Origin of the sequence: Pseudomonas sp. CFBP 8772 (genome assembly GCF_014841665.1) — a bacterium.
In the GTDB taxonomy this organism is placed as follows: domain Bacteria; phylum Pseudomonadota; class Gammaproteobacteria; order Pseudomonadales; family Pseudomonadaceae; genus Aquipseudomonas; species Aquipseudomonas graminis_B.
Genome location: NZ_JACYUI010000003.1, coordinates 377,580 through 402,828, shown reverse-complemented (window position 1 = coordinate 402,828; position 25,249 = coordinate 377,580). Strand labels below are relative to the sequence as shown.

Below are 25,249 nucleotides of genomic sequence, written 5' to 3'. Positions count from 1 at the left end.
TAGGGGACGGGCGCAGTGATTAGTTCAGCGAGGATGAGCCGCTGGATTCCCCGCGAATTAGGTTTTGCAACATGATCGAGGCGCCGCCTTCGGGACGGTGCTACTGACTGCTGATTTCGCAACCATTTAGAACCTCAGTGGGCCACGACAGTCTGTCCCTACACACCTTTCTACCTTATAGGGAACTTCATGATCATCGTTCACCATCTCAATAATTCCCGCTCGCAGCGCATCCTCTGGCTACTCGAAGAGCTCGCCCTGCCCTACGAAATCAAGCACTACCAAAGAGACGCCAAGACCAACCTGGCGCCCCCTGAACTGAAAGCCATTAACCCGCTGGGCAAGTCACCGGTTATTCAGGACGGACCTCATGTGCTGATCGAGTCCGGTGCTATCGTCGATTATCTGATCCGCCGGCACGGCGATGGCCGCTTGCAGCCTGACCCGGCCACCGCGACCTACGACGAATACGTGCAATGGCTGCATTTCGCAGAAGGGTCGGCCATGCTGCCGCTGATGCTCAGCCTTTATGTCGGGCGTCTTGGGGACGCTGGCAAGCCGCTGCAGCCGCGAATTGAATCTGAACTGGCTAACTATCTAGGTTATCTGGAGACCGCGTTGAAACTTACCCCGTATTTGTTGGGTGAAGAAATCAGCGGCGCGGATATCCAAATGAGCTTTATTGGCGAGTTTGCAAAATCCCAAGGCATGCTGAACAACTACCCTAGCCTAGCCGCCTGGATCGACCGGTTCCAGGCGCGGCCGGCCTATATCAATGCGATCAAAAAAGGCGGTGATTACAAGTTCGCGGGCTGAGTGGTAAACACGCAGGCTTGGTAGGTCCTGCCCTGAAAAGCGTCTCCAAGCCTCCACTGATCACGTCAGCGCGATTCCCGGCTTTCAAACGCTTATGGTTGCCGCGCTTGGTTTCTACGACCTCACCTGCAGACACTAACAACCTGCTCATCTCGAGAATTAATCATATGTTCCAGACGGCCTTGCTGTGCCATCACATGGACTATAGCGACACATTCGCATCGTGGCTGCATGAACAGTTCGCGTATGAGTTCGCTGCACAGGCGCTCCATGATTGGCAGCGAGAATTCAAAGATGGCCAGAATGACGGGAACTGGCGAACTGTGATCGCTCTGGAAAATGGTCAGCTCCTCGGAGGGGCCGCCCTGGCCAAGCACGATTCGCCTGATTACCCAGAACTCGGGCCGTGGCTTGCGTGTGTCCTTGTTGCTCCGTCGGCAAGGCGGCGTGGCTTGGCCGAACAACTCATTACAGAGGTCTGCTCTAACGCGAAAGAAGTCGGACATCAGAAACTTTATTTGCACACACATGACCGACGTGACTATTACGCAAAGCGAGGATGGGAGTATCTAGAGTCATTTCAAGCTTGGGGCAAAGAGCATTCGCTGATGCAGCGCCGGCTTTAGGCCTACCCTGTACCGCACAGATGACACCGCTCAGCTTGCAAGCTGTTGCGACCGACCAAACGCCATCCTTCCAGGCTGATGCTTTATGGATGGCAAGCCTACTCATCCCTTGTTGAATCCAAACCCACCCCCGTCATCTCCTCAATCAGCAACACCATCGACGCCGTGTACTCCACATTCGATCGAGTCACGATTTCATAAGGCTCGCTGGTGGACTGAATCGTCAGCGGCAGTTTGACCAACATGCCGTGGTCCAGCGCCATCTGCGCGACGTCGTTCGGCATCACCGCCACCAGATTCGGATCCTTCAGCAACAACGACAACGTCGTAAACGTCGACGAGGTTTCGATCGCATAAAGCGGAAAGCTCAACCCCACCTGGCGAAACTCGCGCTCCAGCGTCAAGCGCATGGGCATGTTGACCGGGAACACCACCCAGCGGCTGTCCATCAAGTCGTCCAGTTGCAGCGTCGGCGCATGGGCCAGGCGATGCGCAGGATTGGCCACCACCACCAGCGGTTCCTGTGCGCGGAAGCGGGTTTGATACGCGCCCGGACGTGGGCTCACGCTGGTTCGGCAGATCGCGACATCCACCCTTCCCTGATCCAGCAAGCTCAACAACCGCGAACTGGTGTCTTCGACGATGGAGATCGACAACTCCGGCTGTTTGTCGCGCAGTCGCGCCAGGCTGTCCACTAGCGTCGGCACGGCGCCCATGATGGTGCCGATGGCCAGGCGCCCGCCTTGTCCTTTGAGGATGCCGACCATTTCTTCGCGAAGGTGCTCAAGGTCGGTGTGAATCAGGCGGGCATAACGAATCACACAGCGGCCAAGATCGTTGGCCTCCAGACCCTTGCTGGTGCGCTCGAAGAGGCTTGAACCGAAAACAGTCTCGATTTCCTGCAATGCCTTGGTGGCGCCCGGTTGCGACAACGCCATGATCTCGGATGCCTTGCGCACCGAGCCATGCTCGTCGAGCGCTATCAATAGCCGCAGCTGCTTGAGTCGCAGACGAGACACCATGGATGAGAGGGACGGCAGCATGGGTATACCTAAAGGTTATCGCTTGGGTCGTAACTCTCATTAGGCAGCAGCAGGCTGGAAATTTAAAGTGACCTCAACGATAACAACACGTCGAGGCCTCACCATGCGTTTAATCCAGTTTGAAGATGCCACGGGTCAGCGCCGTGTCGGCGTGGTCGAGGGCGACTCGATTCAGGTGGTCAACGGTACAGCCAGCACCCGCACCCTTGCCCTCGCCGCCATTGCCAATGGCCACAGCCTGCAGCAGGAAGTACGGAGCGTGGGCACGGTACTGAGTGCCGACAGTTATACCCATCTGCTGGACACCGGCCGCGTCCTGCCGCCACTGGACCATGAAGACCCCGCTCACTGCCTGATCAGCGGCACCGGCCTGACTCACCTGGGCAGTGCTTCGACCCGCGACAAGATGCACCAGAAAAACGTCGACAGTCAGGATGCGCTGACGGACACCGCGCGGATGTTCCAGTGGGGGATCGACGGCGGCCGTCCGGTGGCCGGCACCGTGGGCGCTCAGCCAGAGTGGTTCTACAAGGGCGACGGCTCGATTGTGGTACGCCCGAACCAGGCGTTCCAGTCGCCGGACTTCGCCGAAGATGCAGGCGAAGAACCCGAGCTGACCGGCCTCTACGTCATCGGCCATGACGGCGCGCCCTACCGCCTGGGCTTCGCCTTGGGCAACGAGTTCTCCGACCATGTCATGGAACGGCGCAATTACCTGTATCTGGCCCACTCCAAGCTGCGCAATTGCGCCTACGGGCCAGAGCTGCGCGTCGGTGAATTGCCACGGCACCTGGCCGGCACCAGCCGGATCTGGCGCGACGGCAACCTGTTATGGGAGAAAGAGTTTCTCAGCGGCGAGGACAACATGTGCCACAGCCTGGAGAACCTGGAGTATCACCACTTCAAGTACACCCAGTTCCTGCGCCCGGGCGATGTGCATGTGCACTTCTTCGGCACCGCCACCCTTTCGGTTGCAGACAACGTCAAAACTCAGCCGGGTGATCGGTTCGAGATCAGCATGGAGGAGTTCGGAAAACCCCTGTGCAACTCCTTCGAAGTCGTCGACTCAGCGTTCAATGTTGGAGAAACAAGATCGCTCTGACGGGTGAGGCCCTGCACCGGGCCCTTAGCAACGGATGCATTTCATAATAAACATAAGAGTGAGATGAACATGACCACTGGCAATGTACAGGTCGTCACGCCTGCTGCTTCCACGAGTGCCGCGAGCGCCCGCCCCACCACGGTGCGGTGGAGGATCTTCCTGCTCCTGCTGCTGCTCTCCGCCATCAACTACATCGACCGGGCGTCCTTGTCCGTTGCGCTGCCGCTGATCTCGACTGACTTCAACATGACGCCGGCGCTGGAAGGTTTGATGCTCAGCGCGTTCTTCTGGTCGTATGCGCTCATGCAGATCCCTGGCGGCATGCTGCTCGACCGTTTTCAGACCCGTAACATTGTCGGCATTGCCACCATTGGTTGGGGCCTGTTTCAGGCCTTGGCGGGCGGCGCGCACAACTGGATCACGCTGCTCATCACGCGCATCGGCCTGGGTGTCGCAGAGTCACCGATCATGCCGGCCGGGGCCAAGCTCAACGGTGCCTGGCTCACGCCCAATGAACGCGGACGCGGTGCGACCCTCGTCGATGGCGGCGCACCGCTGGGCACTGCATTGGGCGCCATCCTCATTGCGGGATTGATCACCTGGTTTGACTCCTGGCGGATCGCCTTCGTCATCGCCGGCGTGGGCACCATGGTCGTAGGCGTCTGGGCGTGGTGGTACATCAGAAACCACCCCAGTGAACACCCCAAGGTCAATGCGGCAGAGCTGGCGTACATCACTGACGCCAATGAGGCCGCCAGAAAAGCCACGGGCGGGCGCAAGGCGATCCTCAAGGAATTGCTCAAGAGCCGTTCCGTGCTGGCCATGTTCGCGGGCTTCGCTTGCTACAACAGTGTGTTTTACGGCCTGCTGACCTGGATGCCGAGCTACTTGCACCAGGCCCATAACCTGGACATAAAGGCCATGGGCGGCGCGACCTTTCTGATCTTCATGTGCGGGTTCATCGGCGAATTGTTTGGCGGCTGGGTGGCCGACAAATGGAAAGCGGCCGGCGGCCAGCCCAACACCGTCATGCGCAGCATGTTCGCAGGCTCCGCGGCCATTGCCGCCATTTGCATTCTCGCTGTGGCTTATACCCGTGACGCCGTCGTTGTTATCTCGCTGCTGTGTGTCGCGCTGTTTTTCATTCGCTGGTGCGGCATGTACTGGTGCCTGCCCGCGATCCTCGGCGGCCAGTCCAAAGCCGGTGTGTTGGGCGGCAGCATGAACTTCTGCGGGAACATGGTCGGTGTGATTGTGCCCATCCTGATTGGCCTGATCGTGCAGTACACCGGCTCGTACTTCCTGGCGCTGATTTTCTTCGTCGTCATGGCGTCCGGTTTGATGCTGTTCTCCAGCCTGATTGATTACCGCGAGCGTGGATTGGCCTGACCTGCCCTGCTCTCCCCATTCCCATTGCGCTCACTGAATAACCGAGGCAATCGTCATGCAGCTCATAACAACAACAGGCAGCGAAACCGCTGCCCATGCCGTGATCAGACTCAACGCGTTGGACGATGTGTTGATCGCACGGCAACCGCTGGTCAAAGGTCTGGTGCTTAAAGCCGAAGGTATCGAGGTGCTTGAGCCTGTGCCTTCCGGTCACAAAGTCGCGGCCCGTCATATCGACGTGGGCCAACCCGTGCGCCGCTACGGTCAGATCATCGGCTTCGCCAGCCAGCCCATCGAAGCGGGGCAGCACGTGCATGTCCACAACGTCGCCATGGGGGATTTCTCTCGGGACTACGCGTTCGGTGTCGACGCCAAAGGCAGTCCTGCCCCCACCGCAGAGACGTTCATGGGCATCGTGCGCGCCGATGGCCGCGTGGCGACCCGCAATTACATCGGCATTCTGACGTCGGTCAATTGCTCGGCCACGGTGGCGCGGGCGATTGCCGACTACTTTCGCCGCGACATTCACCCTGAGGCGCTGATTGAATACCCCAATGTCGACGGTGTCGTTGCCCTCACCCACGGCGTGGGCTGCGCCGTCGATCCGGGGGGTGAGGCGCTGGCCATGTTGCGCAGGACCCTGGGGGGCTATGCCGTTCACCCGAACTTTGCCTCGGTCCTGATGATCGGCCTGGGTTGCGAGACCAATCAGATCCCCGATCTGCTGGTGGCCCAGGGCCTGACCAGCAGCCATTCGCTGCGCACCTTCACCATCCAGGGCACGGGCGGCACGTCGAAAACCATTGCCAGCGGCATCGCGCAAGTGAAGTCCCTGCTGGCAGAGGCAAACCACGTCAAACGCGAACCCGTCAGCGCCAAACACCTGATCATCGGCCTGCAATGCGGTGGATCCGACGGTTATTCGGGCATCACGGCCAACCCTGCATTGGGCAATGCAGTCGATCGTCTGGTGGCGGCCGGCGGCACCGCGATTCTGTCGGAAACGCCGGAGGTCTACGGCGCCGAGCACTTGCTGACCCGCCGCGCCGTCAGCCAGAACGTCGGTGAGAAACTCATCGCCCGTATCCACTGGTGGGAAGCCTATTGCAAGCGTATGGATGCCGAGCTCAACAACAATCCTTCCGCGGGCAACAAGGCCGGAGGCTTGACCACTATTCTGGAGAAATCTCTGGGTGCCGTCGCCAAGGCAGGCTCCACCGATCTGGTGGATGTCTACGAATACGCTGAAACCGTCAGGGCACACGGCCTGGTGTTCATGGACACCCCGGGCTACGACCCGATCTCCGCCACCGGCCAGGTCGCGGGCGGGGCCAACCTGATTGCCTTTACTACGGGGCGCGGTTCGGCGTATGGCTGTGCGCCCTCGCCGTCCATCAAGCTCGCCACCAACACCCGCCTGTGGGAGACCCAGGAAGAAGACATGGACGTCAACTGCGGCGGGATTGCCGACGGCACCATGACCATCGAGGAACGCGGCGAATACATCTTCCGCATGATGCTGCGCATCGCCTCGGGTGACAAAAGTAAAAGCGAACAGCATGGCTACGGCCAGAACGAGTTCGTGCCGTGGCAGATCGGTGCGATCACCTAAGACCTTTCATTCACTCCAGCACTCCGGCTTCCGTCGTCCGGCACGATGGGGAGCCGCTTGGCTCAGCGGGAGTCCCGACATTTACTCAATCAATCAGGAGCCCTGACATGACTCAGATTCTCGGTCTGAACTACATCGGTGGACAGCGACTCGGCGCCGGCAGTGTGCAGTTGCAAAGCTTCGATGCGACCACAGACGAGGCACTCCCAGGTCATTTCATCCAGGCGACGCAAGACGAAGTCGACGCGGCAGCCAAGGCGGCCGCTAGTGCCTATCCGATTTACCGCAATTTGCCCGCCTCGTGCCGCGCCGAATTTCTCGACACCATCGCCGACGAGCTGGATGCCTTGGGCGACGATTTTGTCAGCACTGTCTGCCGTGAGACGGCGTTGCCTGCCGGGCGTATCCAGGGCGAGCGTGGTCGCACCAGCGGGCAAATGCGCCTGTTCGCCAACGTGCTGCGGCGCGGTGACTTTTACGGGGCACGCATTGATCGCGCCTTGCCGGATCGTAAACCCCTGCCCCGCCCCGATTTGCGTCAGTTCCGGATCGCCGTGGGTCCGGTGGCCGTGTTCGGTGCGAGCAACTTCCCGCTGGCGTTTTCCACTGCCGGTGGCGATACCGTCTCTGCCTTGGCGGCGGGCTGCCCGGTGGTGTTCAAAGCCCACAGCGGCCACATGGCCACCGCCGAATGGGTGGCGGACGCGATCATGCGTGCCGCGGCGCGCACCGGTATGCCCGACGGTGTGTTCAACATGATCTATGGCGGGGGCGTCGGCGAGTGGCTGGTCAAGCATCCAGCGATTCAAGCCGTGGGGTTCACGGGTTCTCTCAAAGGCGGCAACGCCTTGTGCAAGATGGCGGCGGAGCGTCCCCAGCCGATTCCGGTGTTCGCCGAGATGTCGAGCATCAACCCGGTGATCATTCTCCCCCAGGCCCTTAAGGTGCGTGGCGACACCCTCGCCAACGAGCTCGCTGCCTCGGTGACCCTGGGTTGCGGGCAGTTTTGCACCAACCCCGGGCTGATCATCGGCGTGCAGTCGGCCGATTTCACGGCGTTCCTGGAGCGCTTCACTGCACAGATGAACGATCAACCGGCGCAGACCATGCTCAACGTCGGCGCCCTCGCCAGCTACAGCAAGGGGCTGCAACACTTGCTCGCGCACCCGGGCGTGCAGCATCTGGCGGGACGTCCGCAACAGGGTAAACAAGCCCAACCGCAGTTGTTCAAAGCCGACGTCAGCTTGCTGCTCAAGGGTGACGAATTGCTCCAGGAAGAGGTATTCGGGCCGTCCACGATCGTTATTGAAGTTGCCGACCAGGCGCAACTGGCCGCAGCACTCAATGGCCTGCGCGGGCAGTTGACGGCCACCGTCCTCGGCGAAGCGGGTGAGCTGCTGGAATACCGCTGGCTGACCGAGTTCTTGCAGGAAAAAGTCGGCCGGATTCTGTTGAATGGCTATCCGACGGGGGTGGAAGTCACCGAGACCATGGTGCATGGCGGCCCGTACCCGGCGACGTCGGACGCACGCGGGACGTCGGTGGGGACATTGGCCATTGACCGCTTCCTGCGCCCGGTGTGCTTCCAGAATTACCCCGATGCTTTGCTGCCCCCTGCGCTGCAAGACGCTAACCCGTTGGGGATTCAGCGGCTGGTGGATGGGCAACATACGAATGGGCCGCTTTGACGGTCAAGCCGTGGGAGCAGTGAAAAACCGCCTGATTCGGGCGGTTTCTGTCAGCGATTCAGCCCAGCTGATGGTGCCACGCGCTGTTTTCAAGATTCAAACATCGTCAGGCGTGACTCTGATGCGATGGCAATCCGCTGGCCCAAGCGTCTCGCCACTCGCAGATTGAACCGCCATCCTCATCACCGGCTGACCGGTTGCGTTGTCCATCAGCACTGAGCGGGTTTCATGGGGTGCAAACTGAAAACGTTCGCCCCACTGACGCAGGCTGACCACGATCGGAAATAGTTCACGTCCTTTATCGGTGAGGACGTATTCCTTGTAGGCGCTGCCATCGGACGCCGGGCAAATCTCGAACACCCCGACCTCGACCAACGCCTTCAAGCGCGCAGCCAGAATATTCTTGGCCACGCCCAGGCTCTTTTGAAACTCGCTGAATCGACGAATATCGTCGAACGCATCGCGGACGATGAGCAACGACCATCGGTCACCGATGACCTCCGATGCTCTGGCAACCGGGCACTCGTGACGGTGTGGTGAATCGTGGTCGAGCATTTTTAACCTTCCGAGCCGTGAGTCATGTGGAGCCCTGCGCAACACCTGAAAAATCTGGTTGCATACTGAAACAGGATTAAGCCAGAATCCAGGCAGGTTGCAGGTTGCAGATTGCAACCAGTCTACCGGCAAGGAGCGGGTTATGACAGAGGGTACTGATTCGAGACTGGGACGACTGTCCCCATCTTGTCCACCGCCATCCAGGCCGCACAGAAGTCCGGACGTCATCCCCCAAGAACCGGCGCTGTCGCCGTGGCTGACGCTTTTGTTATCGGTCACCTGTGCGCTGGCGGTTGCCAATGTTTATTTCGCCCAGCCCCTGCTCGACGCCATGGCCAACAGTCTGGCCGTTGACGCAGGACTGATCGGCGGCGTCGTCACGGCGACTCAGGCCGGTTATGCACTGGGTTTGCTGCTCATCGTCCCATTGGGTGATTGGGTCAACCGCAAAAGACTGGTGCTGGGTCAGACAGCCATATCGGCCATTGCGCTTGCAGCAGTCGGCGCGGCGCCGTCGTGGCTGGCGCTACTGGGGGCCTTGATCGTCGTGGGTTTGATGGCCGTGGTGGTTCAGGTGCTAATCGCCTATGCCGCCGTCCTTGCCGCGCCGTCACAACGGGGGCAGATCGTTGGCACGGTCACCAGCGGCATTGTGCTGGGGATTCTCATGGCGCGTTTTGCCTCAGGCCTCGTTGCGGACCTGGCGGGCTGGCGTGCGGTGTATTTCGTGTCCTCGGGCTTGATGCTCACGCTCTGCGCAGTGCTGTGGCAAGGCTTGCCTGACTCCCCATCGCCCCGCGGCTCAGGCACCTACCTGAACCTGATCGGGTCGGTTTTCAAGCTGATGATCAGTGAGCCGGTGTTGAGGATACGCGGGGTGCTGGCCCTGCTCATCTTCGCGGCGTTTTCTGTGTTGTGGACGGCGATGGTGCTGCCCTTGAGCGCCCCGCCGCTCTCGCTTTCGCACACGGTCATTGGCCTGTTCGGTCTGGCCGGAGTGGCAGGTGCGCTGGCCGCCAGACGAGCAGGACGCTGGGCCGATCAGGGGCTGGGGCAACGAGTCACCGGCGTTGCGCTGGGCGTGCTGACGTTTTCCTGGCTACCCATCAGCTTTGCGCAGACGTCACTGCTGGCCTTCGTCTGCGGCGTGATCCTGCTCGACTTCGCCGTCCAGGCAGTCCATGTCACCAGTCAGAACCTGATCTTCGCGGCGCGCCCCGATGCTCAAAGTCGAGTGGTCGGGGCGTACATGTGTTTCTACTCGATAGGCAGCGCATCAGGCGCGATGGCTGCAACCCAGGCTTATGCGCGCTGGGGATGGTCTGCCGTGAGCCTGCTGGGCGCCTGCATCAGCGCCGCTGCGCTGATTGTGTGGTTTGTGACCCGTACCTCAAGCGCTTTGAGCCACAGAAACAGTGTGATCTGACGCTTCCAGCTCCCGTACCAGCGGCAGTACGTGTTCACCGAAATACGCCACTTCCTCCTGAAAGTGCAGAAAGGCAGAGAGCACCAGGTCCACGCCCACGGCTTTCAACGCCACAATGCGCTCGGCAATCTGTTTCGGCGTTCCAATCAGATTGGTTTTAAACCCGTCGTTGTATTGGACCAGGTCTTCAAACGTGGACTTGGCCCAATTACCCTCGCCTTCAGGGCTGGCCTTGCCGGCCTGTTTTGCCGCATCGCCGAACGCATTCACCGCTTCAGGATCAGCCTGATCGATGATTTCCTGAAGCACCGCGCGCGCTTGCTCTTCGGTTTCGCGAGCGATGATGAAAGCGTTCACGCCGATCTTGACTGAATGCCCATTGGCCGCTGCCTTCGCGCGAATATCATCCACCTGCGCCTTGATGCCTTCTACCGTGTTGCCATTGGTGAAGTACCAGTCGGAGACGCGTGCAGCCATGTCGCGGGCGGCGCGGGAGCTGCCGCCCTGAAAGATTTCAGGGTGGGGCTGCTGAATGGGTTTCGGACGCAGCGTGTAATTGTGGAAGCGATAGAAATCGCCTTTGAAGGTGAAATTGTCGGTTGTCCAGATGCCTTTCAACGCCTGGATGAACTCTTCCGAACGACGGTAGCGCTCGTCATGCTCGAGCCATGGCTCGCCAATGGCTTGGAATTCACCTTTGAACCAGCCACTGACAATGTTGATCGCCACACGGCCGGCCGTGAGTTGATCGATCGTCGCCAGTTGCTTGGCAACGACGGCGGGCGTCCAGGGCCCGGGGAGGATGGCGGCGATCACCTTGAGTTTCTCGGTCGCCGCCAACAACGCATGGCTGAACGCAACGGACTCATGCTGGTTGTCGGCGCCGTAGCCGGCTGTGAAACGGATTTGCGTGAGCCCGTACTCAAAGCCCGACTTTTCAGCAATCTGCGCCAGCTTGCGGTTGTACTCGATGCCCCAGTCGGTGCGCTGCTCGATTTTACTGACGATCAAACCGCCGCTGACGTTAGGTACCCAGTAAGCGAATTTAATTGCGTTCTGACTCATCTGCCTATCTCCAAATACAGCAAGGAAGCCGCCCGGCGTGGTCGCCAAGTACGGTGTGTCTACCTGCCTGATGAGGAAATAGCAGCAACTGTGCCAGCTGTTTATACCCAGCCTTTTCAATACGTTACGACCGGGCCATGTCTTTATTCGACGTCTGGCAAACAACGTTTTGCTGAACAGGTGTTTCCAGGCAAACAGTTGTCTTTACCGCACGCCGTGAAAAGGTGTCGCGGGGCAGCCAGCGAAACAGCACAACTGTTGATGCATCAACAGCAGCGTCCGTGGACTCAACAGATTCACCGCGATGACTCGGCCATTTATGTTTCGGCATGGTGCATGCACATCGGATGTATTTAACGCCGTTACCACCAGCGGCTTTCATCATCACGGGAGTTCCCCATGCCTGACACGCCAAACAATCCGCTTTCTCTGGGCACCGACTACGAAGCACTCGCCAATCGTTTTCGGCCTTTGTTCCAGCATATTGCAGCGGGCACCGTTGAGCGAGAAAACGCTCGTACTCTCCCATACGAGCCCATCAAGTGGCTCAAACAGGCCGGGTTCGGTGCTGTGCGCGTGCCGAGGGAATATGGCGGCGCCGGCGCTTCTGTTGAGCAGCTGTTCCAGTTGCTGATCGAACTGGCCGAAGCCGACTCCAATATTCCGCAGTCCCTGCGCGGCCATTTTGCCTTCGTCGATGATCAACTGAATTCGCCCCCGACGGCCGAACGCGACACATGGTTCCGGCGCTTCGTTGAAGGCGATTTAGTGGGCAACGCCTGGACAGAAACAGGCGATGTAAAGCTCGGTGAAGTCATCACCAAAGCGACTCCGGACGGAGCGCAGTTTCTTTTGAGCGGCAAAAAATACTACAGCACCGGCAGTCTGTTTTCTGACTGGATCGATGTGTACGCGCAGCGTTCCGACACTGGGGCGGACGTGATTGCGGTCGTGGATGCCCGTCATGCCGGCGTACAACAAAGTGATGATTGGGACGGTTTCGGACAACGCACTACCGGCAGCGGGACCACAGTGTTCAATAACGTGCCGGTTCCGGCTACACACATCATCCCCTTTGAAAACCGTTTCAACTATCAAACCGCGTTCTACCAACTGGTGTTGCTCGCCGTATTGGCGGGCACAGGCCGGGCGATAGAACGCGACATTACCCAGCAGATCCGCGAGCGCACACGTGTTTACAGCCACGGCAATGCCAGCCGCGTGAGCGCCGATGTTCAGATCCAACAGGTGGTCGGTCAGATTTCCGCGCAGGTCTACGCTGCACAGGCGACCACCCTTCGCTCTGCAAGGCCGTTGCAGCAAGCCTACGAGGCTCGCTTTTCGGGGAATGCCGAGGCGGAGCGGACGGCGAACATTGCAGCGGAAATCGAAACGGCAAAAGCACAGGTCGTCGTCTCTGACCTGATTCTGCGAGCCGCTACCGACCTGTTCAATGCGCTTGGCGCCTCAGGCATCAGCGTCAATAAAGCCCTGGATCGACACTGGCGTAATGCGCGGACCGTCGCGTCCCATAACCCGCTTATTTATAAGGCCAAGATCGTCGGTGACTGGAGTATCAACGGCACCGAGCCACCCTATGTCTGGCAAATCGGGCAGGGAGAGCCGAAGGCCAGTTGAAAGGGTTGTGCCGCCCAGCCAGGGATTTCGATCCCTGGCCATAAATCTGGCAAGCCCGTCGCGGTGCCTCATCGTGGCAGGCGCCGTTTTGCAGGTCGTCCAGCGGATCAAAAGTCATCCTGCACCTCTCCCCCGTTGATCTTGAACGCTCGGGTTTGCAGATAGACGCTTCGGATGAAGTTGTACTTGTCGCCGGTGATGAGCTTTTCAGACTTCAGGTATTGAGCCCGTCCGTCGATGATGCTCGCGCCATACAGGCTATTACGCGTTGGGACGTCGCCGATGTAGCGAATCGGGTTGGCGTAGGCATCGGGGAGGATCGCCGGTGCATCGCGCAGTGTGCTCGGCCCCAGCAACGGCAGCACCAGGTACGGGCCGCTCGCGACACCCCAGCGACCGAGGGTTTGGCCAAAGTCCTCGTCACTGCGAGGCAAGCCCATCGGCGTTGCAACGTCGATCAAGCCCGCCAGGCCAATCGTGCTGTTGAACAAAAATCGACTCGTATCAACGCCGGCGCTGTGAAACCGGGCTTGCAGCAGATTGTTGGCCAGATTTTTCACCTCACCCAGATTGTTCAACACGTTGTGAATCCCATCCTGGACAAGGTGCGGGGTGACGAATTGATAACCTTGAGCCAGGGGTTTGAGCGCATACCTGTCCAGGGTGTCGTTGAACGAAAACACAGGCCGGTTGAAACCTTCCCATGGGTCCGTTTCCGGATCCGCATGGCAAAGCGGTGAAACGGTGATCAGGCAGGCGCAGGTGAGCCCTTGAAGGCGACGGCTCAGTGCGGAACGAAAAGCGCACATATTTATTCCCCAGTGAGTGAAGTAACCCGATTTGTGGTGCGCAGGCCGTTCCATCGCTGCGGTTGTTGTGTGTGTGCACGTGGCAGCGGCGTTTCGCCGTCACCCTCAGTACCAGCCGCCCCCCAGCACTTTGTACAAGGTGATGCGGTTGCTCTGCTCGGTCAGGCGCAGCGTGATCAGGTCTTGCTGGGCGCTGTAGAGCGAGCGTTGTGCATCCAGGGCTTCGAGGTAGCTTTTCGAGCCACCGCGATACAGCGCATCCGAGAGTTCGAAGCTTTTGCGGCTGGCGTCGGTCAGCGCCTGTTGCGCGGCGATACGGCGATCCAGGGTACTGCGCACGGCCAATGCGTCGGCCACTTCACGGAACGCGGTCTGCAGGGTTTGCTGATAGGTCTGCACCTGAATGTCACGTTCGACCTTGGCCGAATCCAGGGTCGCGCGGTGACTTCCCCCGTTGAAAATGGGCACGCTGATGCTCGGCGCGAAGGTCCAGGCGCCGCTGCCGGCTTTAAACAGGCCGGCCAGCGCAGCGCTCGATGAGCCGGCGCTGGCGGTCAGGGTGATGCTGGGGTAGAACGCCGCACGGGCCGCGCCAATGTCGATGTTGGCGGACCTGAGCGTGTGCTCCGCCGACAACACATCCGGGCGTTGTTGCAACAGGCTGGAGGGCAAGCCCGGCGGAATGTCGACCAACACCGCCGCCGACCCCAGGTGCGTACCCGGCAGGAGCGCTTCTGGCACATCACTGCCCACCAGCAGGCGCAAGGCGTTGCGGTCCTGCAGAATCTCGCTCTCATAGAAGGCCACATCGCCCCGTGCCGTTTCGACCGTGGTCTGGGCCTGGGCCACGGCCAACTCCGCAGACCCGCCCAAGGCATAGCTGCGCTGGGTCAGGTCGTAGGTGGCCAACTGGCTGGTGAGGGTTTCCCGGGCCAACAGCAACCGTTCGTTGTCGGCGGCCAATGTCAGCCAGGCCGTGGCGACCTCGGCCACCAGGCTGATTTGCGTGCTGCGCCGGGTCTCCGTCAGCGCCAGGTAGTCTTCCAGCGCTTCGTCACGCAGGTTGCGTACCCGGCCAAACACGTCCAGCTCATAACTGCTCAGTCCCAGTTCAGCGCTGTAATCGTGGGTGGTGACCGCAGAGCCGGAATTGGACAGCCCTCCCGGCGTGCGGCTGTGGGTGCCGCTGACGCTTGCGTCAATGGCAGGAAACAGGTCCGCGCGCTTGATGCGGTATTGCGCCCGGGCCTTTTCGACGTTCAGGCTGGCCAGGCGCAAGTCGCGATTATTGGCCAGCGCCAGGCTCTGCACCTGTGCCAGGCGACGGTCAGTGAAAAACTGCTGCCATTTGATGTCTGCGCTCACCTGCCCTTTTGGCAGGCTGGCGGCTGGCAGCCATTGCTCGGAGACGGGCGCTTCAGGCCGCTCATACTGCGGCGCCAGATTCACGCAGCCGCCCAGGGCCAGGGCGGCCAGCAGAGGCCAGTGTGATTTGATCATGCATCACCTGTCGGGGCAGATTGGTTAGCGTTGCGTACGCGGCCAAAACGGCGGCGAATCAGCAAAAAGAACAGCGGTACAAAGAAGATGCCCAACGCCGTGGCGCTGAACATGCCGCCCAGCACGCCCGTGCCGATGGCCTGACGCCCGGCGGAGCCTGCGCCGGTACTCAAGGCCAGTGGCAACACGCCGAACATGAACGCCAGGGACGTCATCAGGATCGGCCGCAGGCGTTGCCGCACCGCGATCAGCGTGGCGTCGATGACGCTGTTGCCCTGCTCTTGCAGGTGCTTGGCGAACTCAACGATGAGGATCGCGTTTTTCGCGGCCAGCCCCACGGTGGTCAAGAGACCCACCTGGAAATACACGTCGTTGCTCAACCCGGCGACGCGGGTCGCCAGCACTGCACCGATCACCCCCAGGGGCACCACCAGAATCACCGAAAACGGCACCGACCAGCTCTCGTACAGCGCGGCCAGGCACAGGAACACAAACAACACCGATATCCCGTAGAGCAGCGGTGCCTGGGAGCCGGACAGCCGCAGTTGATAGGACTGCCCGGTCCACTCGTAGCCGATGCCTTGGGGCAATTGCCCGACGATGGCTTGCACCGCGTTCATCGCGTCCCCGGAACTGACCCCTGGCGCGGGATCGCCGACGATTTCCAGGGACGCATTACCGTTGTAGCGCTCCAGCAACGGCGAGCCGTAACTCCACGCGCTGCTGGCAAACGATGAGAACGGCACCATGTCGCCGTTGCTGTTGCGGACAAACCAATGATCAAGGTCCGCCGCCTGCATGCGTGAGGAGGCCTGCCCCTGCACATAGACTTTTTTCACTCGGCCCTGGTTGAGAAAGTCGTTCACATACGTACCGCCCAAGGCCGTCGACAAGGTGGCGTTGATGTCGCTGGTGCTCAGGCTCATGGCGCCAGCCTTGCGGTCGTCGATGCTGATCTTCAGCTGCGGCGCATCGTCCAGGCCATTGCTGCGAACCCCCTGCAGGCGCGGGTCCTTTCGGGCCAGTTCAAGCAACTTTTCCCGAGCCGCCACTAACGCATCATGGCCGAGACCGCCAAGGTCCTTGAGTTGCAGGTCGAAGCCCGAGCTCTGGCCCAGGCCGCGCACCGTTGGAGGCTGCATGACGAATGCGTCGGCATCACCGATGCTGGACAGCGCCATGGTCGCCCGCTGGGCAATCGAGGCCGCATCCTGGCCTGAGCTGCCACGCTCGGCCCAGTCCTTGAGGCGGATAAAGGCCCGCGCGGTATTCTGGCTGTTACCGCCCATGCCCAGCCCGCTGATGCTGATCATCGATTCGACTTCGGGCTGTTTGAGAATGTAGTCCTCGAACTGCTTGATCACGCTTTGCGTACGGCTGTCCGTCGCGCCTACCGGCAACTGGATCTGTGCCAGCAGAATTCCCTGGTCTTCGTCCGGCAGGAACGAGGTGGCCAGATTCATATAGCCCACCGCCATGACCACCAGCACCAGCCCATAGAGAAGCAAGCTGCGCCCCCACCGCCGCAACACCACACCGACCCAGCGCTCATAACCGGCACTGGCCCGTTCAAAGGTGCGGTTGAACCAGCCGAAGAACCCGCGCTGAGCACCCGGCGTCTTACCGTCGTGCGCTTTGAGCAGCGAAGCGCACAACGCGGGGGTCAGGGTCATGGCCACCAACACCGAGAGAACCATGGCCGAGACGATCGTCACGGAAAACTGCCGATAGATAATCCCGGTGGAGCCGCCGAAAAACGCCATGGGGATGAACACCGCACTCAGCACCAGGGTAATGCCGACCAGTGCACTGCTGATTTCACTCATCGATTGTCGCGTGGCCGCCATGGGCGACATCCCCTCGCCCATCAACCGCTCGACGTTTTCCACCACCACGATGGCGTCGTCCACCAGCAAGCCGATCGCCAGGACCATGGCGAACATGGTCAGGGTGTTGATCGAGTAGCCGAACAGCGACAACACGCCGAACGTGCCCAACAGCACCACCGGCACGGTAATCGCCGGTATCAGCGTGGCGCGCAGGTTCTGCAGGAACAGAAACATGATCAACACCACCAGCACGATCGCCTCGCCCAGGGCCTTGACCACCTCCTCGATGGACAGGCTCACAAAGGGCGTGGTGTCGTAGGCAATCACGTTCTTCAACTGCATTTCTGTGGGGTAGAACGGCTCCATTTCCTGAAGCTTGGCCTTGACCGCGTCGCCGACGCTCAGCGCGTTGGCGCCTGCCGCCAGTTGCACGCCCATGGCCGCAGCGGGCTTGCCGTTGAGCGCCGTACTGATGTCGTAGCTTTCACTGCCCAACTCCAGGGTCGCGACGTCGCCCAGCAGGACCACGGCCCCATCGCTGTCGGACTTGACCACCACGTTGCGAAACTCGTCGACGGTTTGCAGTTTGCTGCGGGCGCTGATGGTGGCGTTCAACTGCTGCCCCTTGACGGCCGGCAAGGCACCGAGCTGGCCGGCAGAGACTTCGGTGTTCTGCGCCTCCAGGGCACTGCTGACGTCCGAAGGCATCAGCGCGTATTTTTCCAGCAGCGCAGGGTCCAGCCAGATACGCATGGCGTAGCCTGATCCCAGCGTCTGCACGTCGCCGACACCGTCTATCCGGCTGATCGAGTCCAGCAAGGTGGTGGAGATGTAATCACCGATCTGGGTGCCCGTGACACTGGGGTCGGCCGACGCTAGCGCGACAATCATCAAAAAGTCCGAGCCGCCCTTGGTCACCGTCAGCCCTTCGCTTTGCACCGTTTGCGGCAGTCTTGATTCGGCTTGTTGCAGCTTGTTCTGCACCTGCATCTGGGCGACATCCGGGTCGGTGCCGGCGGTAAAGGTCAAACTGATGCTGGCGCTGCCAGCCGAACTGCTGGTGGCCGACATGTAGGTCAGGTTATCCAGCCCCTTCATTTGCTGCTCGATGACCTGGGTCACCGAGTCTTCCACGGTTTTGGCCGAGGCCCCGGTGTACGTGGCGGAAATCTTGACGGTCGGCGGCGCGATATCCGGGTATTGCTCAAGGGGCAACTGGCTGATGGACAGGCCGCCGCCGAGCATGATCACGATGGCGATGACCCAGGCGAAAATCGGTCGATCAATGAAAAAGTGCGCCACGTTCAACCCTCCTTCACGGGGGTGGACGGTGTGGCTGCCTGATCACTCGCGTCCTGCACCTGGACGGCGGCACCGGCACGCACTTTTTGTCCGCCTTCGACGATCAATTGATCACCCGCCTTCAAGCCGCCCGTGACCCACCACTGATTACCGACGGCCCGATCGATGGTCAGCTCGCACTGTTGCACCTTGCCGTCCACCACCAGCAATGCCGTGGTCAGGCCGCTGGCGCTGCGGTTCACGGCTTTTTGCGGCACCAGAATGGCCTGGTCATTGCGCGCCTGCTCCAGCACCCCGCGGACATACATGCCCGGCAACAGCAGATGATCCGGGTTGGCGAATTCAGCCCGAAGGGTGACGGTGCCCGTGCCCTCGTTGACACTGACGCCGCTGACCTTGAGCCGCCCCTCGTGGGTGTAGGTGCTGCCATCGTCGAGTGTCAGGCTGATGCGTGCCTCGCCCTCGCCAGTGGACTGTAAGGCGCCGCTGGCCAGGTCACGCTTGAGCCGCAGCAGTTCGGTGGTCGACTGAGTCACATCCACATAGATCGGATCGAGTTGCTGCACCGTGGTCAATGCGCTGTCCTGATTGGCCACCACCAACGCCCCCGGGGTCACGGTGGAGGTTTCAATCCGGCCGCTGAACGGCGAGGTGATACGGGTGTAAGCCAGATTAATCCGGGCGGTCTGGACTTCGGCCTCGGCGACTTTTACGTCGGCGGCCGCCGTCAGCAAGGTCGCCTGAGCGTCTTCGTTGTCTTGCTGGCTGATGGCGTTGATTTTGACCAGCCCGGCGTTGCGCCTGGCCGTGGCCTGGGCTGAGTTGAGCGTGGCCCGGTACTTGGCCAGACTTGCCTGAGCCTGGGCCAGCGCGGCGGTATAGGTTGCCGGATCCAGTTGGTACAGCGGTTGTCCGGCCTTCACATCCGCGCCCTCGACAAACAGACGCCGCTGGACGATGCCACCGACCTGCGGACGAATCTGCGCCACCATGAAGGCCTGGGTGCGCCCCGCCAGCTCGGTGGTCAGCACCTGGCTCTGGGGTTGGATGGTGATCACCGAGACTTTCGGGATCACCGCTTCAGGGGCAGGTTCGCCGCCGGAGCAACCGCCCAGGATAACCAGAATGATCAGGGCCAGGAGAACCGCGGCGGTTACCAGGAATTTGGCGAGTATTTTCGTCGACATAGCTGCCTCTGCAAGACGGAATGGCTTGAGTCGGCGCCATCGTGCAAGGCAAATGTGCAGGAAAATTGAAGATTGCCCGGCCGGCTTGAATCTTTCTTTCGTGAGGGCCTAAATGCCCCATCCCTTCTTACCGGCCGGCCTCCATGAAGTTGAGCATCTCCACCAAGTTGTTTGTCGCCGTACTGGCCGGCGTGCTGCTGGTCATCCTGAGCATGGGCCTGGCGGCGAGCTGGAGTTTCGGGCGGGGCTTTCTGGGCTATCTCAATGAGCAGGCGCTGGACCGCATGGCGCCGGTGTTACCGCGCCTGGCCAGTGCCTACGCCCGTGAGGGGAACTGGGAATTCCTGCGCAACCAGCCGGACCGCTGGTTTGACATCATGCGGCCGGAACTCGGCGAGGATCCGTCGAAGAACGACTTGCGCACACCCCTGGCCTCGGACCTGACGGGCGCGCTGTTTCGCATCGCGTTGCTGGATCAACACAAAAAACGCGTGAACGGCTACCCGGACATCGGAAACGACGCCCTGTTACGCCCCATTGTGGTGGCGGATGAAACCGTCGGCTGGCTGGCCGTTACCCCGTTCCAGAGCGTGACGGAAGCCGGCGGCGAACGGTTCCAGCAATACCAGTTGCGCACCAGCCTGGTCATGGGGGCCTTTTCGCTGCTGCTGGCGATGCTGATTGCCTGGTGGATCGCGCGCACGTTGCTGGAGCCGGTCAAGCGGGTGGCCGCTGCCACGCATCGCCTGGCCAGCGGCGATTACAGCGGGCGGGTGGCGGTGGCGTCCAATGACGAGGTTGGCCAACTGGCCCGTGACTTCAATCAGCTCGCCTACACCCTGGAACGCAACGAACAGATGCGCCGCGAGTTCATGGCGGATGTGTCCCACGAGTTGCGCACCCCGCTGTCGGTATTGCGGGGTGAGCTGGAGGCCATCGAAGATGGCGTACGCACCCTCAACCAGGGGTCGATGAAGTCATTGCAGGGTGAGGTCAGCATGCTCAGCAAACTGGTGGACGACTTATACGAGCTGTCCCTGGCGGATGTCGGCGCGCTGACCTACCGAAAACAGCCCTGCGCACTCGATCAACTGTTGCAGGACAGCGTGTCGATGTTTCAGGAGCGCTTGAACGCCCGGCACTTGCGCGTTGAACTGGACCTGCCGTCCCAGCCCCTGGAACTGTCGGCCGATGCCAATCGCCTGCAGCAACTGTTTTCCAACCTGCTGGAAAACACCGTGCGCTACACCGACCCGAACGGGCTGATCCACATCCGGGCCGTCCTTGATCGCGACAACGTATGCATCGAATTCCTCGACTCCGGTCCCGGGGTGTCGGACGAGCAACTGCCACGCCTGTTCGAACGTTTCTATCGGGGCGAATCGTCCCGCGCCCGGGCCAGTGGCGGGGCCGGCCTGGGGCTGGCGATCTGTCACAGCATCGCCCTCGCCCACGGCGGCAGCCTCAGCGCCGCTCACTCGCCCCTCGGTGGGCTTTGGCTGACCCTGCATCTGCCACGGAACATCTGAACCATGACCGACGACTGCCCGATCCTGATCGTTGAAGACGAACCGAAGCTGGCCGCATTGCTGCAGGATTATCTGATCGCCGCGGGCTACCCGACTCGATGCCTGGATAACGGCTTGCAAGTGGTGCCGACCGTGCGCGCCCAGACACCGCGCTTGATTCTGCTCGACCTGATGCTGCCCGGGCGCGACGGTATGCAGGTCTGCCAGGACCTGCGCGGTTTCAGCGCCGTGCCGATCATCATGATCACCGCTCGCGTCGAAGAAGTGGACCGCCTCCGGGGCCTTGACCTGGGCGCGGACGACTATATCTGCAAGCCTTTCAGCCCCCGCGAGGTGGTGGCCCGGGTCAAAGCCATCCTGCGCCGCGGCCCGCAACTGCTGACCGGCGCTGCGCCGCGGCTGATCATTGATGACGCACAACACCGCGCGTCACTCAATGGTGTCGAGCTGGACCTGACACGCCTTGAACTGCGGTTGCTCAGCACGTTTGCGCGTTCGGCCGGCCGGGTCTTTTCCCGGGATCAACTGCTCGACAAGCTCTACTCCGACCACCGCGTAGTGACTGACCGTACGGTGGACAGCCATATACGCAACCTGCGGCGCAAGCTGGAGCAGGCCTGCCCTGGTGAGACGCCCATTGAATCGTTGTATGGCGTGGGCTACCGGTTTCAGCTCACTGATGCGTGAAGCGTCAGCGAGGCAAATGCCCCTGGCTTACCCCGCGAGGCGCTGGGTCTGCACCTCAGTCCCGGTCATCTCCAACCCTCTGACGATGTTGCTCAGATTGATCAGCGTCATCCAGCGGACCTGATCACCCTTGCCGATACTCACCAGGCTGCGCATGCGGTCATTGACTGAACCCCGGATGCTTGCGCCGTGCTCCCAACCCTCGGGGTGCTCGGAGGCCGGATGGGTGAAGGTTTCGATGGAGTCGGTCCGGTTGACCACCAGCCCGAAGCTATGACGTTCGCCCTTGACCAGCAGCACCCGCTCCAGCGTATTGCCGGGAGGTGTTGTGCCTTCAATCAAGCTGCTCAGGCAAACCAGCGGGATCTGCTCGCCCCGCAAATTGAAACTGCCCAGCAGATGCGTCTCTTCTTGCGCAAACCGCACGAAGTGCTCGGGCATGTCGAGGATTTCCAGCACTTGATCAAGGGGCACCACGAACGGCTGGGCCGCCTGGAACACCAGGCAGGTCTGGTTCATCTGCATGAGACGAGAACCCGGCGCGTCCTGGCTGGACGGGCTGGTCTGATAGATCCTGGCGAAACTGAGCGTCTCCTTGCGCTCGAGCAACTCGCGGTACTCAAGCAACAACGCCTGCTCTCCGTTCTCCAGCCCGACAACGCCGGCAAACAGGCCCGGCTCCCGTAACCCATAGCGGGGCAACGGCAGGATTTCGTGAGCACGCTTGCGCACAATCGAAATCATCCGGTCGTACACCAGCCCGATGCGATAGCCTTCTCGCGAAGTCAGCACCAGCAACTGGTTCTGGTTCTGGTTCTGGGCCGCCTGCGCCGTCGCCGGGGAATCAATGCCCAGTACCCGGTTCAGGCTCAAGGCAGGCACATCAATGCCACGGCGGTTGACGACGCCCAGGCAATAATCCCCACCCAATTTGCTTGGCAGCATGTCCGGGCGGTCCACCAGCTCGGTAATCGCCCTCGCGTCCAGCGCATAGCGCTTTCCTTCGCACTCAAACAACAGCAAGTGATGCAGCTCCCGGGACGGATCCTGAACCTCCACCGTGTCGCAGACGTCCCTGGACTGCGCAGTCAACACCTGGGGCAAACCGCACAGCGCGTCCAGGTCGAGCCGGTAAATCATTCGCTCATTTTCCACCAGCACGAGTTCTGGCAGCAGCGCGACCGCGGTGCCCTCGCCGCCGAGACGGCACAGGTTTCGCACTTCGACTTTCATCACGTCACTGACGCCGCTGACCGCAATGCCCAGGCGCCGGCCTTGATGGTTGACGATGGCAACCATCTCCAACGGATCATGGCAGGAGACGTCATGCGCACCCAGCAACGACCGCAGCTCAATCAGTGGCAGGGCCTTGCCGCGCAGGCTGAACATGCCAAGCAAGGCGCCGCCCTGCAGCGGATGAGGCTGCAGCCGCGCGGGCCAGTTGATCACCTGCTCCAGTGCCTGGGCGTCAATCGCGACTTCCAGCCCGCCCAGCCTGACTACCCCAAACGCAAGGGCCTCGCTCATAGGCTTTCAACCTGGACCGGGGCGCTCAAGCCCTTGCCCAACCCGGTCGCCAGCTTGATACGGTTGAGCTCGCCGATCAGTTCCGATACCCGCTCAGCCAGGTGATGCTGTTCCTGCGTGGCGGCACCGATGGTACTCATCGCACCATTGGTCTTTTCGACCCCGGCCACGATCCGCTCGAACGCACTGCCCGCGCTGCGGGAGATCTCGCTGCCGGAATTGATGCGGCGAACCGTCTCCTGGATCAATTTGTTGATTTTGGTGGTGGCGTGGGAAGACTTTTCAGCCAGCTTGCGCACCTCATCGGCCACCACTGAAAAGCCCAGACCGTGCTCACCCGCCCGTGCCGCCTCAATCGCGGCGTTGAACGCCAGCATGTTGGTCTGACCGGCGATGGTACTGATCACCTCAATGATTTCCTGGATGTCCTCAGCCGATTTGCCGATGGTGTCCATCGCTGCGGACGCCTCGTTGAGGGTCTGGGAACCACGCTGAGCTTCATCCTGGGTAATGCGTGCCTGATCGTTGGCGTCGCCGGTGGTTTTGACCACCTCGGCAATGGCGTCCATCAGACGGGTGACTGACTCATCCATGGCCTGGGTCTTGGCTTCAATGGCTTCTTCCAGCTCGACCTGAGCGGTAATGTCGGTGGCGAACTTGACCACCTTGTAGGGTTGCCCCGTCGCGTTGAACACCGGGTTATAGGTCGCTTGAATCCAGATTTTCTGGCCGTACTTGCTGATGCGCATGAAGCGCCCGGTGAAGAATTTGCCGCTGCTGAGTGCGCCCCAGAATTCCCGGTAAGGCGTGGTTTTGACGTACTCGGGTTCACAAAACAGCGAATGGTGGCGGTTCTTCAATTCCTCCATCCGGTACCCCACCAGATCCAGAAAGTTAGCGTTGGCCGAGAGGATATTGCCGCTCAGGTCGAACTCGATCACGCCCTGGGCGCGGTTAATGGCGTTGACCTTGCCTTCGTGCTCCATCGTGCGAAGTTTGGTCTCGGTCACATCGGTGGCGAACTTGACGATCTTGTAGGTCTGGCCCTGGGCATCGAGAATCGGATTATAGGACGCTTGAATCCAGACATCCCGACCGTCTTTGCTCAGGCGCTTGTACTCGTTGGAGTCGTACTCGCCTTTGCCCAGCTTCTCCCAAAATTCGCGGTACACCAGAGAAGCTGCGTATTCCGGCTCACAAAACATGCGGTGGTGCTGGCCCACGACTTCATCCAGCGTGTAGCCCATGGCCGAGAGAAACTTGCTGTTGGCGGTCAATACATAGCCCTCAGGGGAGAACTCGATCAACGCCTGGGAGCGCTCGATCGCCTCGATTTTGCCTTCCCACTCGGCATTGCGATTGCGCACTTCAGTGACGTCGCTGGCGAATTTGACGATCTTGAATGGCTTGCCGTTATTGTCCATCACTGGATTGTAAGTGGCCTGCAGCCAGATCTGGCGCCCGTCCTTGGCCTGACGCTGGTACTGGCCGGCGTCAAATTTGCCGGTGCCCAGCTTCTCCCAGAACATCAGGTATTCCTTGCTGGTCGCATAGTCGGGCATGCAAAACAGCCGGTGATGGCGCCCGCGAATTTCATCGAGGTCGTAGCCCATGCAGTCGAGAAAATTCTGGTTGGCGTACAGCACATTGCCCTGCAGATCGAATTCGATGACGGCTTGGGAGCGGTCAATCGCGCTCAGCAGAGAATTCAGGTCGGCGCCGGTTTGGGCGAGTTCTGCAGTGGCATTGGATTTATTGTTCATGGCGCAGGTCCGCTAGCTAAATGATGTTGAGTGGGCGGGGCTCCTTCCCTGAAAAGCGTTAGGCGACCGCTGTTTTTTATCCGCGAAACGCCTCGGACAGAGGCGCGCTCAGGCCGGACTTACGGGTGCTCGCCTTGGATTAAACGTTTCAGATAT

20 protein-coding genes are annotated in these 25,249 nt (G+C 60.7%); 10 read left to right on the top strand and 10 right to left on the bottom strand.

Annotated features, from left to right (window positions below; all coding sequences use genetic code 11):
• The first annotated feature begins 189 nt into the window (after window positions 1–189).
• Both IFT99_RS08620 and IFT99_RS08615 read left to right on the top strand, forming a co-directional pair.
• On the top strand, window positions 190–816 hold the full coding sequence (locus IFT99_RS08620; RefSeq protein ID WP_192131592.1) for a glutathione S-transferase family protein: 627 nt from the start codon (window positions 190–192) through the stop codon (window positions 814–816).
• Window positions 817–983: 167 nt separating this feature from the next.
• The gene (locus IFT99_RS08615) at window positions 984–1,442 is read left to right on the top strand and encodes a GNAT family N-acetyltransferase (RefSeq protein ID WP_192131590.1); all 459 of its coding nucleotides are present in this window, start codon (window positions 984–986) and stop codon (window positions 1,440–1,442) included.
• A 98-nt stretch (window positions 1,443–1,540) separates the two neighbouring features.
• On the opposite strand, the gene IFT99_RS08610 is transcribed toward IFT99_RS08615, so the two are convergent.
• Window positions 1,541–2,485 carry a LysR family transcriptional regulator gene (locus tag IFT99_RS08610; RefSeq protein WP_065991691.1) on the bottom strand — a complete coding sequence of 315 codons (945 nt, stop codon included), beginning with the start codon at window positions 2,483–2,485 and terminating at the stop codon, window positions 1,541–1,543.
• Between the two features lie 103 nt (window positions 2,486–2,588).
• Here IFT99_RS08610 and araD1 point away from each other — a divergent pair, with 103 nt between their 5' ends.
• The 4 genes from araD1 to IFT99_RS08590 all read left to right on the top strand — a co-directional run bounded on the left by araD1 (window position 2,589) and on the right by IFT99_RS08590 (window position 8,276).
• A complete protein-coding gene (gene araD1 / locus IFT99_RS08605) occupies window positions 2,589–3,587 on the top strand; it encodes an AraD1 family protein (protein WP_192131588.1) in 999 nt (332 codons plus the stop codon).
• A gap of 69 nt (window positions 3,588–3,656) precedes the next feature.
• Entirely contained in the window at window positions 3,657–4,976 is a 1,320-nt protein-coding gene (locus IFT99_RS08600; RefSeq protein WP_192131586.1) for an MFS transporter, read from the top strand.
• Between the two features lie 55 nt (window positions 4,977–5,031).
• Window positions 5,032–6,588: a UxaA family hydrolase gene (locus tag IFT99_RS08595; RefSeq protein WP_192131584.1), complete on the top strand. Its 1,557-nt coding sequence runs from the start codon at window positions 5,032–5,034 to the stop codon at window positions 6,586–6,588.
• Between the two features lie 107 nt (window positions 6,589–6,695).
• Complete coding sequence (locus IFT99_RS08590) at window positions 6,696–8,276, top strand: aldehyde dehydrogenase (NADP(+)) (RefSeq protein ID WP_192131582.1); 1,581 nt, start codon at window positions 6,696–6,698, stop codon at window positions 8,274–8,276.
• Window positions 8,277–8,372: 96 nt separating this feature from the next.
• Here IFT99_RS08590 and IFT99_RS08585 read toward each other — a convergent pair whose 3' ends face one another.
• On the bottom strand, window positions 8,373–8,831 hold the full coding sequence (locus IFT99_RS08585) for a winged helix-turn-helix transcriptional regulator (protein ID WP_192131580.1): 459 nt from the start codon (window positions 8,829–8,831) through the stop codon (window positions 8,373–8,375).
• 142 nt (window positions 8,832–8,973) lie between these two features.
• Here IFT99_RS08585 and IFT99_RS08580 point away from each other — a divergent pair, with 142 nt between their 5' ends.
• Complete coding sequence (locus IFT99_RS08580) at window positions 8,974–10,257, top strand: MFS transporter (RefSeq protein WP_192131578.1); 1,284 nt, start codon at window positions 8,974–8,976, stop codon at window positions 10,255–10,257.
• On the opposite strand, the gene sfnG is transcribed toward IFT99_RS08580, so the two are convergent.
• On the bottom strand, window positions 10,222–11,322 hold the full coding sequence (gene sfnG / locus IFT99_RS08575; RefSeq protein ID WP_192131576.1) for a dimethylsulfone monooxygenase SfnG: 1,101 nt from the start codon (window positions 11,320–11,322) through the stop codon (window positions 10,222–10,224). The genes IFT99_RS08580 and sfnG overlap by 36 nt on opposite strands.
• 124 nt (window positions 11,323–11,446) lie before the next feature.
• The gene (locus IFT99_RS08570; protein ID WP_192131574.1) at window positions 11,447–11,707 is read right to left on the bottom strand and encodes a hypothetical protein; all 261 of its coding nucleotides are present in this window, start codon (window positions 11,705–11,707) and stop codon (window positions 11,447–11,449) included.
• Window positions 11,708–11,721: 14 nt separating this feature from the next.
• Between IFT99_RS08570 and IFT99_RS08565 the strand changes: the two genes are divergently transcribed.
• Window positions 11,722–12,960 carry an acyl-CoA dehydrogenase family protein gene (locus IFT99_RS08565; protein ID WP_192131572.1) on the top strand — a complete coding sequence of 413 codons (1,239 nt, stop codon included), beginning with the start codon at window positions 11,722–11,724 and terminating at the stop codon, window positions 12,958–12,960.
• A 107-nt stretch (window positions 12,961–13,067) separates the two neighbouring features.
• On the opposite strand, the gene IFT99_RS08560 is transcribed toward IFT99_RS08565, so the two are convergent.
• The 4 genes from IFT99_RS08560 to IFT99_RS08545 form a co-directional block, all read right to left on the bottom strand.
• The gene (locus tag IFT99_RS08560; protein WP_244656929.1) at window positions 13,068–13,769 is read right to left on the bottom strand and encodes an MlaA family lipoprotein; all 702 of its coding nucleotides are present in this window, start codon (window positions 13,767–13,769) and stop codon (window positions 13,068–13,070) included.
• Window positions 13,770–13,874: 105 nt separating this feature from the next.
• Complete coding sequence (locus tag IFT99_RS08555; RefSeq protein ID WP_192131568.1) at window positions 13,875–15,269, bottom strand: efflux transporter outer membrane subunit; 1,395 nt, start codon at window positions 15,267–15,269, stop codon at window positions 13,875–13,877.
• Window positions 15,266–18,400, bottom strand: coding sequence for an efflux RND transporter permease subunit (locus tag IFT99_RS08550; RefSeq protein WP_192131567.1), 3,135 nt, complete (start codon window positions 18,398–18,400; stop codon window positions 15,266–15,268). The genes IFT99_RS08555 and IFT99_RS08550 overlap by 4 nt, the downstream gene beginning before the upstream one ends.
• Before the next feature lie 2 nt (window positions 18,401–18,402).
• Complete coding sequence (locus IFT99_RS08545; RefSeq protein ID WP_192131565.1) at window positions 18,403–19,587, bottom strand: efflux RND transporter periplasmic adaptor subunit; 1,185 nt, start codon at window positions 19,585–19,587, stop codon at window positions 18,403–18,405.
• Window positions 19,588–19,730: 143 nt separating this feature from the next.
• Between IFT99_RS08545 and baeS the strand changes: the two genes are divergently transcribed.
• Complete coding sequence (gene baeS / locus IFT99_RS08540) at window positions 19,731–21,116, top strand: sensor histidine kinase efflux regulator BaeS (protein ID WP_192131563.1); 1,386 nt, start codon at window positions 19,731–19,733, stop codon at window positions 21,114–21,116.
• A gap of 3 nt (window positions 21,117–21,119) precedes the next feature.
• Window positions 21,120–21,803, top strand: a complete 684-nt coding sequence (locus IFT99_RS08535; RefSeq protein WP_065991678.1) for a response regulator — start codon at window positions 21,120–21,122, stop codon at window positions 21,801–21,803.
• A gap of 27 nt (window positions 21,804–21,830) precedes the next feature.
• Here the strand turns inward: IFT99_RS08535 and IFT99_RS08530 are convergent, their stop codons facing one another.
• Both IFT99_RS08530 and IFT99_RS08525 read right to left on the bottom strand, forming a co-directional pair.
• Window positions 21,831–23,330, bottom strand: coding sequence for a chemotaxis protein CheW (locus IFT99_RS08530; protein WP_192131561.1), 1,500 nt, complete (start codon window positions 23,328–23,330; stop codon window positions 21,831–21,833).
• Window positions 23,327–25,093, bottom strand: a complete 1,767-nt coding sequence (locus tag IFT99_RS08525; RefSeq protein ID WP_192131559.1) for a methyl-accepting chemotaxis protein — start codon at window positions 25,091–25,093, stop codon at window positions 23,327–23,329. Before IFT99_RS08525 ends, IFT99_RS08530 begins: the two co-directional genes overlap by 4 nt.
• Window positions 25,094–25,249: the final 156 nt, after the last annotated feature.

Excerpts from the sequence above, each read along its gene's own strand:
- IFT99_RS08615 (WP_192131590.1), top strand. The coding sequence starts at position 984 with ATGTTCCAGACGGCCTTGCTGTGCCATCACATGGACTATAGCGACACA.
- IFT99_RS08530 (WP_192131561.1), bottom strand. The coding sequence starts at position 23,330 with ATGAGCGAGGCCCTTGCGTTTGGGGTAGTCAGGCTGGGCGGGCTGGAA.
- IFT99_RS08570 (WP_192131574.1), bottom strand. The coding sequence starts at position 11,707 with ATGATGAAAGCCGCTGGTGGTAACGGCGTTAAATACATCCGATGTGCA.
- IFT99_RS08610 (WP_065991691.1), bottom strand. The coding sequence starts at position 2,485 with ATGCTGCCGTCCCTCTCATCCATGGTGTCTCGTCTGCGACTCAAGCAG.
- IFT99_RS08600 (WP_192131586.1), top strand. The coding sequence starts at position 3,657 with ATGACCACTGGCAATGTACAGGTCGTCACGCCTGCTGCTTCCACGAGT.
- sfnG (WP_192131576.1), bottom strand. The coding sequence starts at position 11,322 with ATGAGTCAGAACGCAATTAAATTCGCTTACTGGGTACCTAACGTCAGC.
- IFT99_RS08560 (WP_244656929.1), bottom strand. The coding sequence starts at position 13,769 with ATGTGCGCTTTTCGTTCCGCACTGAGCCGTCGCCTTCAAGGGCTCACC.
- IFT99_RS08565 (WP_192131572.1), top strand. The coding sequence starts at position 11,722 with ATGCCTGACACGCCAAACAATCCGCTTTCTCTGGGCACCGACTACGAA.
- IFT99_RS08590 (WP_192131582.1), top strand. The coding sequence starts at position 6,696 with ATGACTCAGATTCTCGGTCTGAACTACATCGGTGGACAGCGACTCGGC.
- araD1 (WP_192131588.1), top strand. The coding sequence starts at position 2,589 with ATGCGTTTAATCCAGTTTGAAGATGCCACGGGTCAGCGCCGTGTCGGC.
- IFT99_RS08620 (WP_192131592.1), top strand. The coding sequence starts at position 190 with ATGATCATCGTTCACCATCTCAATAATTCCCGCTCGCAGCGCATCCTC.
- IFT99_RS08595 (WP_192131584.1), top strand. The coding sequence starts at position 5,032 with ATGCAGCTCATAACAACAACAGGCAGCGAAACCGCTGCCCATGCCGTG.
- baeS (WP_192131563.1), top strand. The coding sequence starts at position 19,731 with ATGAAGTTGAGCATCTCCACCAAGTTGTTTGTCGCCGTACTGGCCGGC.
- IFT99_RS08535 (WP_065991678.1), top strand. The coding sequence starts at position 21,120 with ATGACCGACGACTGCCCGATCCTGATCGTTGAAGACGAACCGAAGCTG.
- IFT99_RS08555 (WP_192131568.1), bottom strand. The coding sequence starts at position 15,269 with ATGATCAAATCACACTGGCCTCTGCTGGCCGCCCTGGCCCTGGGCGGC.
- IFT99_RS08580 (WP_192131578.1), top strand. The coding sequence starts at position 8,974 with ATGACAGAGGGTACTGATTCGAGACTGGGACGACTGTCCCCATCTTGT.
- IFT99_RS08525 (WP_192131559.1), bottom strand. The coding sequence starts at position 25,093 with ATGAACAATAAATCCAATGCCACTGCAGAACTCGCCCAAACCGGCGCC.
- IFT99_RS08585 (WP_192131580.1), bottom strand. The coding sequence starts at position 8,831 with ATGCTCGACCACGATTCACCACACCGTCACGAGTGCCCGGTTGCCAGA.
- IFT99_RS08545 (WP_192131565.1), bottom strand. The coding sequence starts at position 19,587 with ATGTCGACGAAAATACTCGCCAAATTCCTGGTAACCGCCGCGGTTCTC.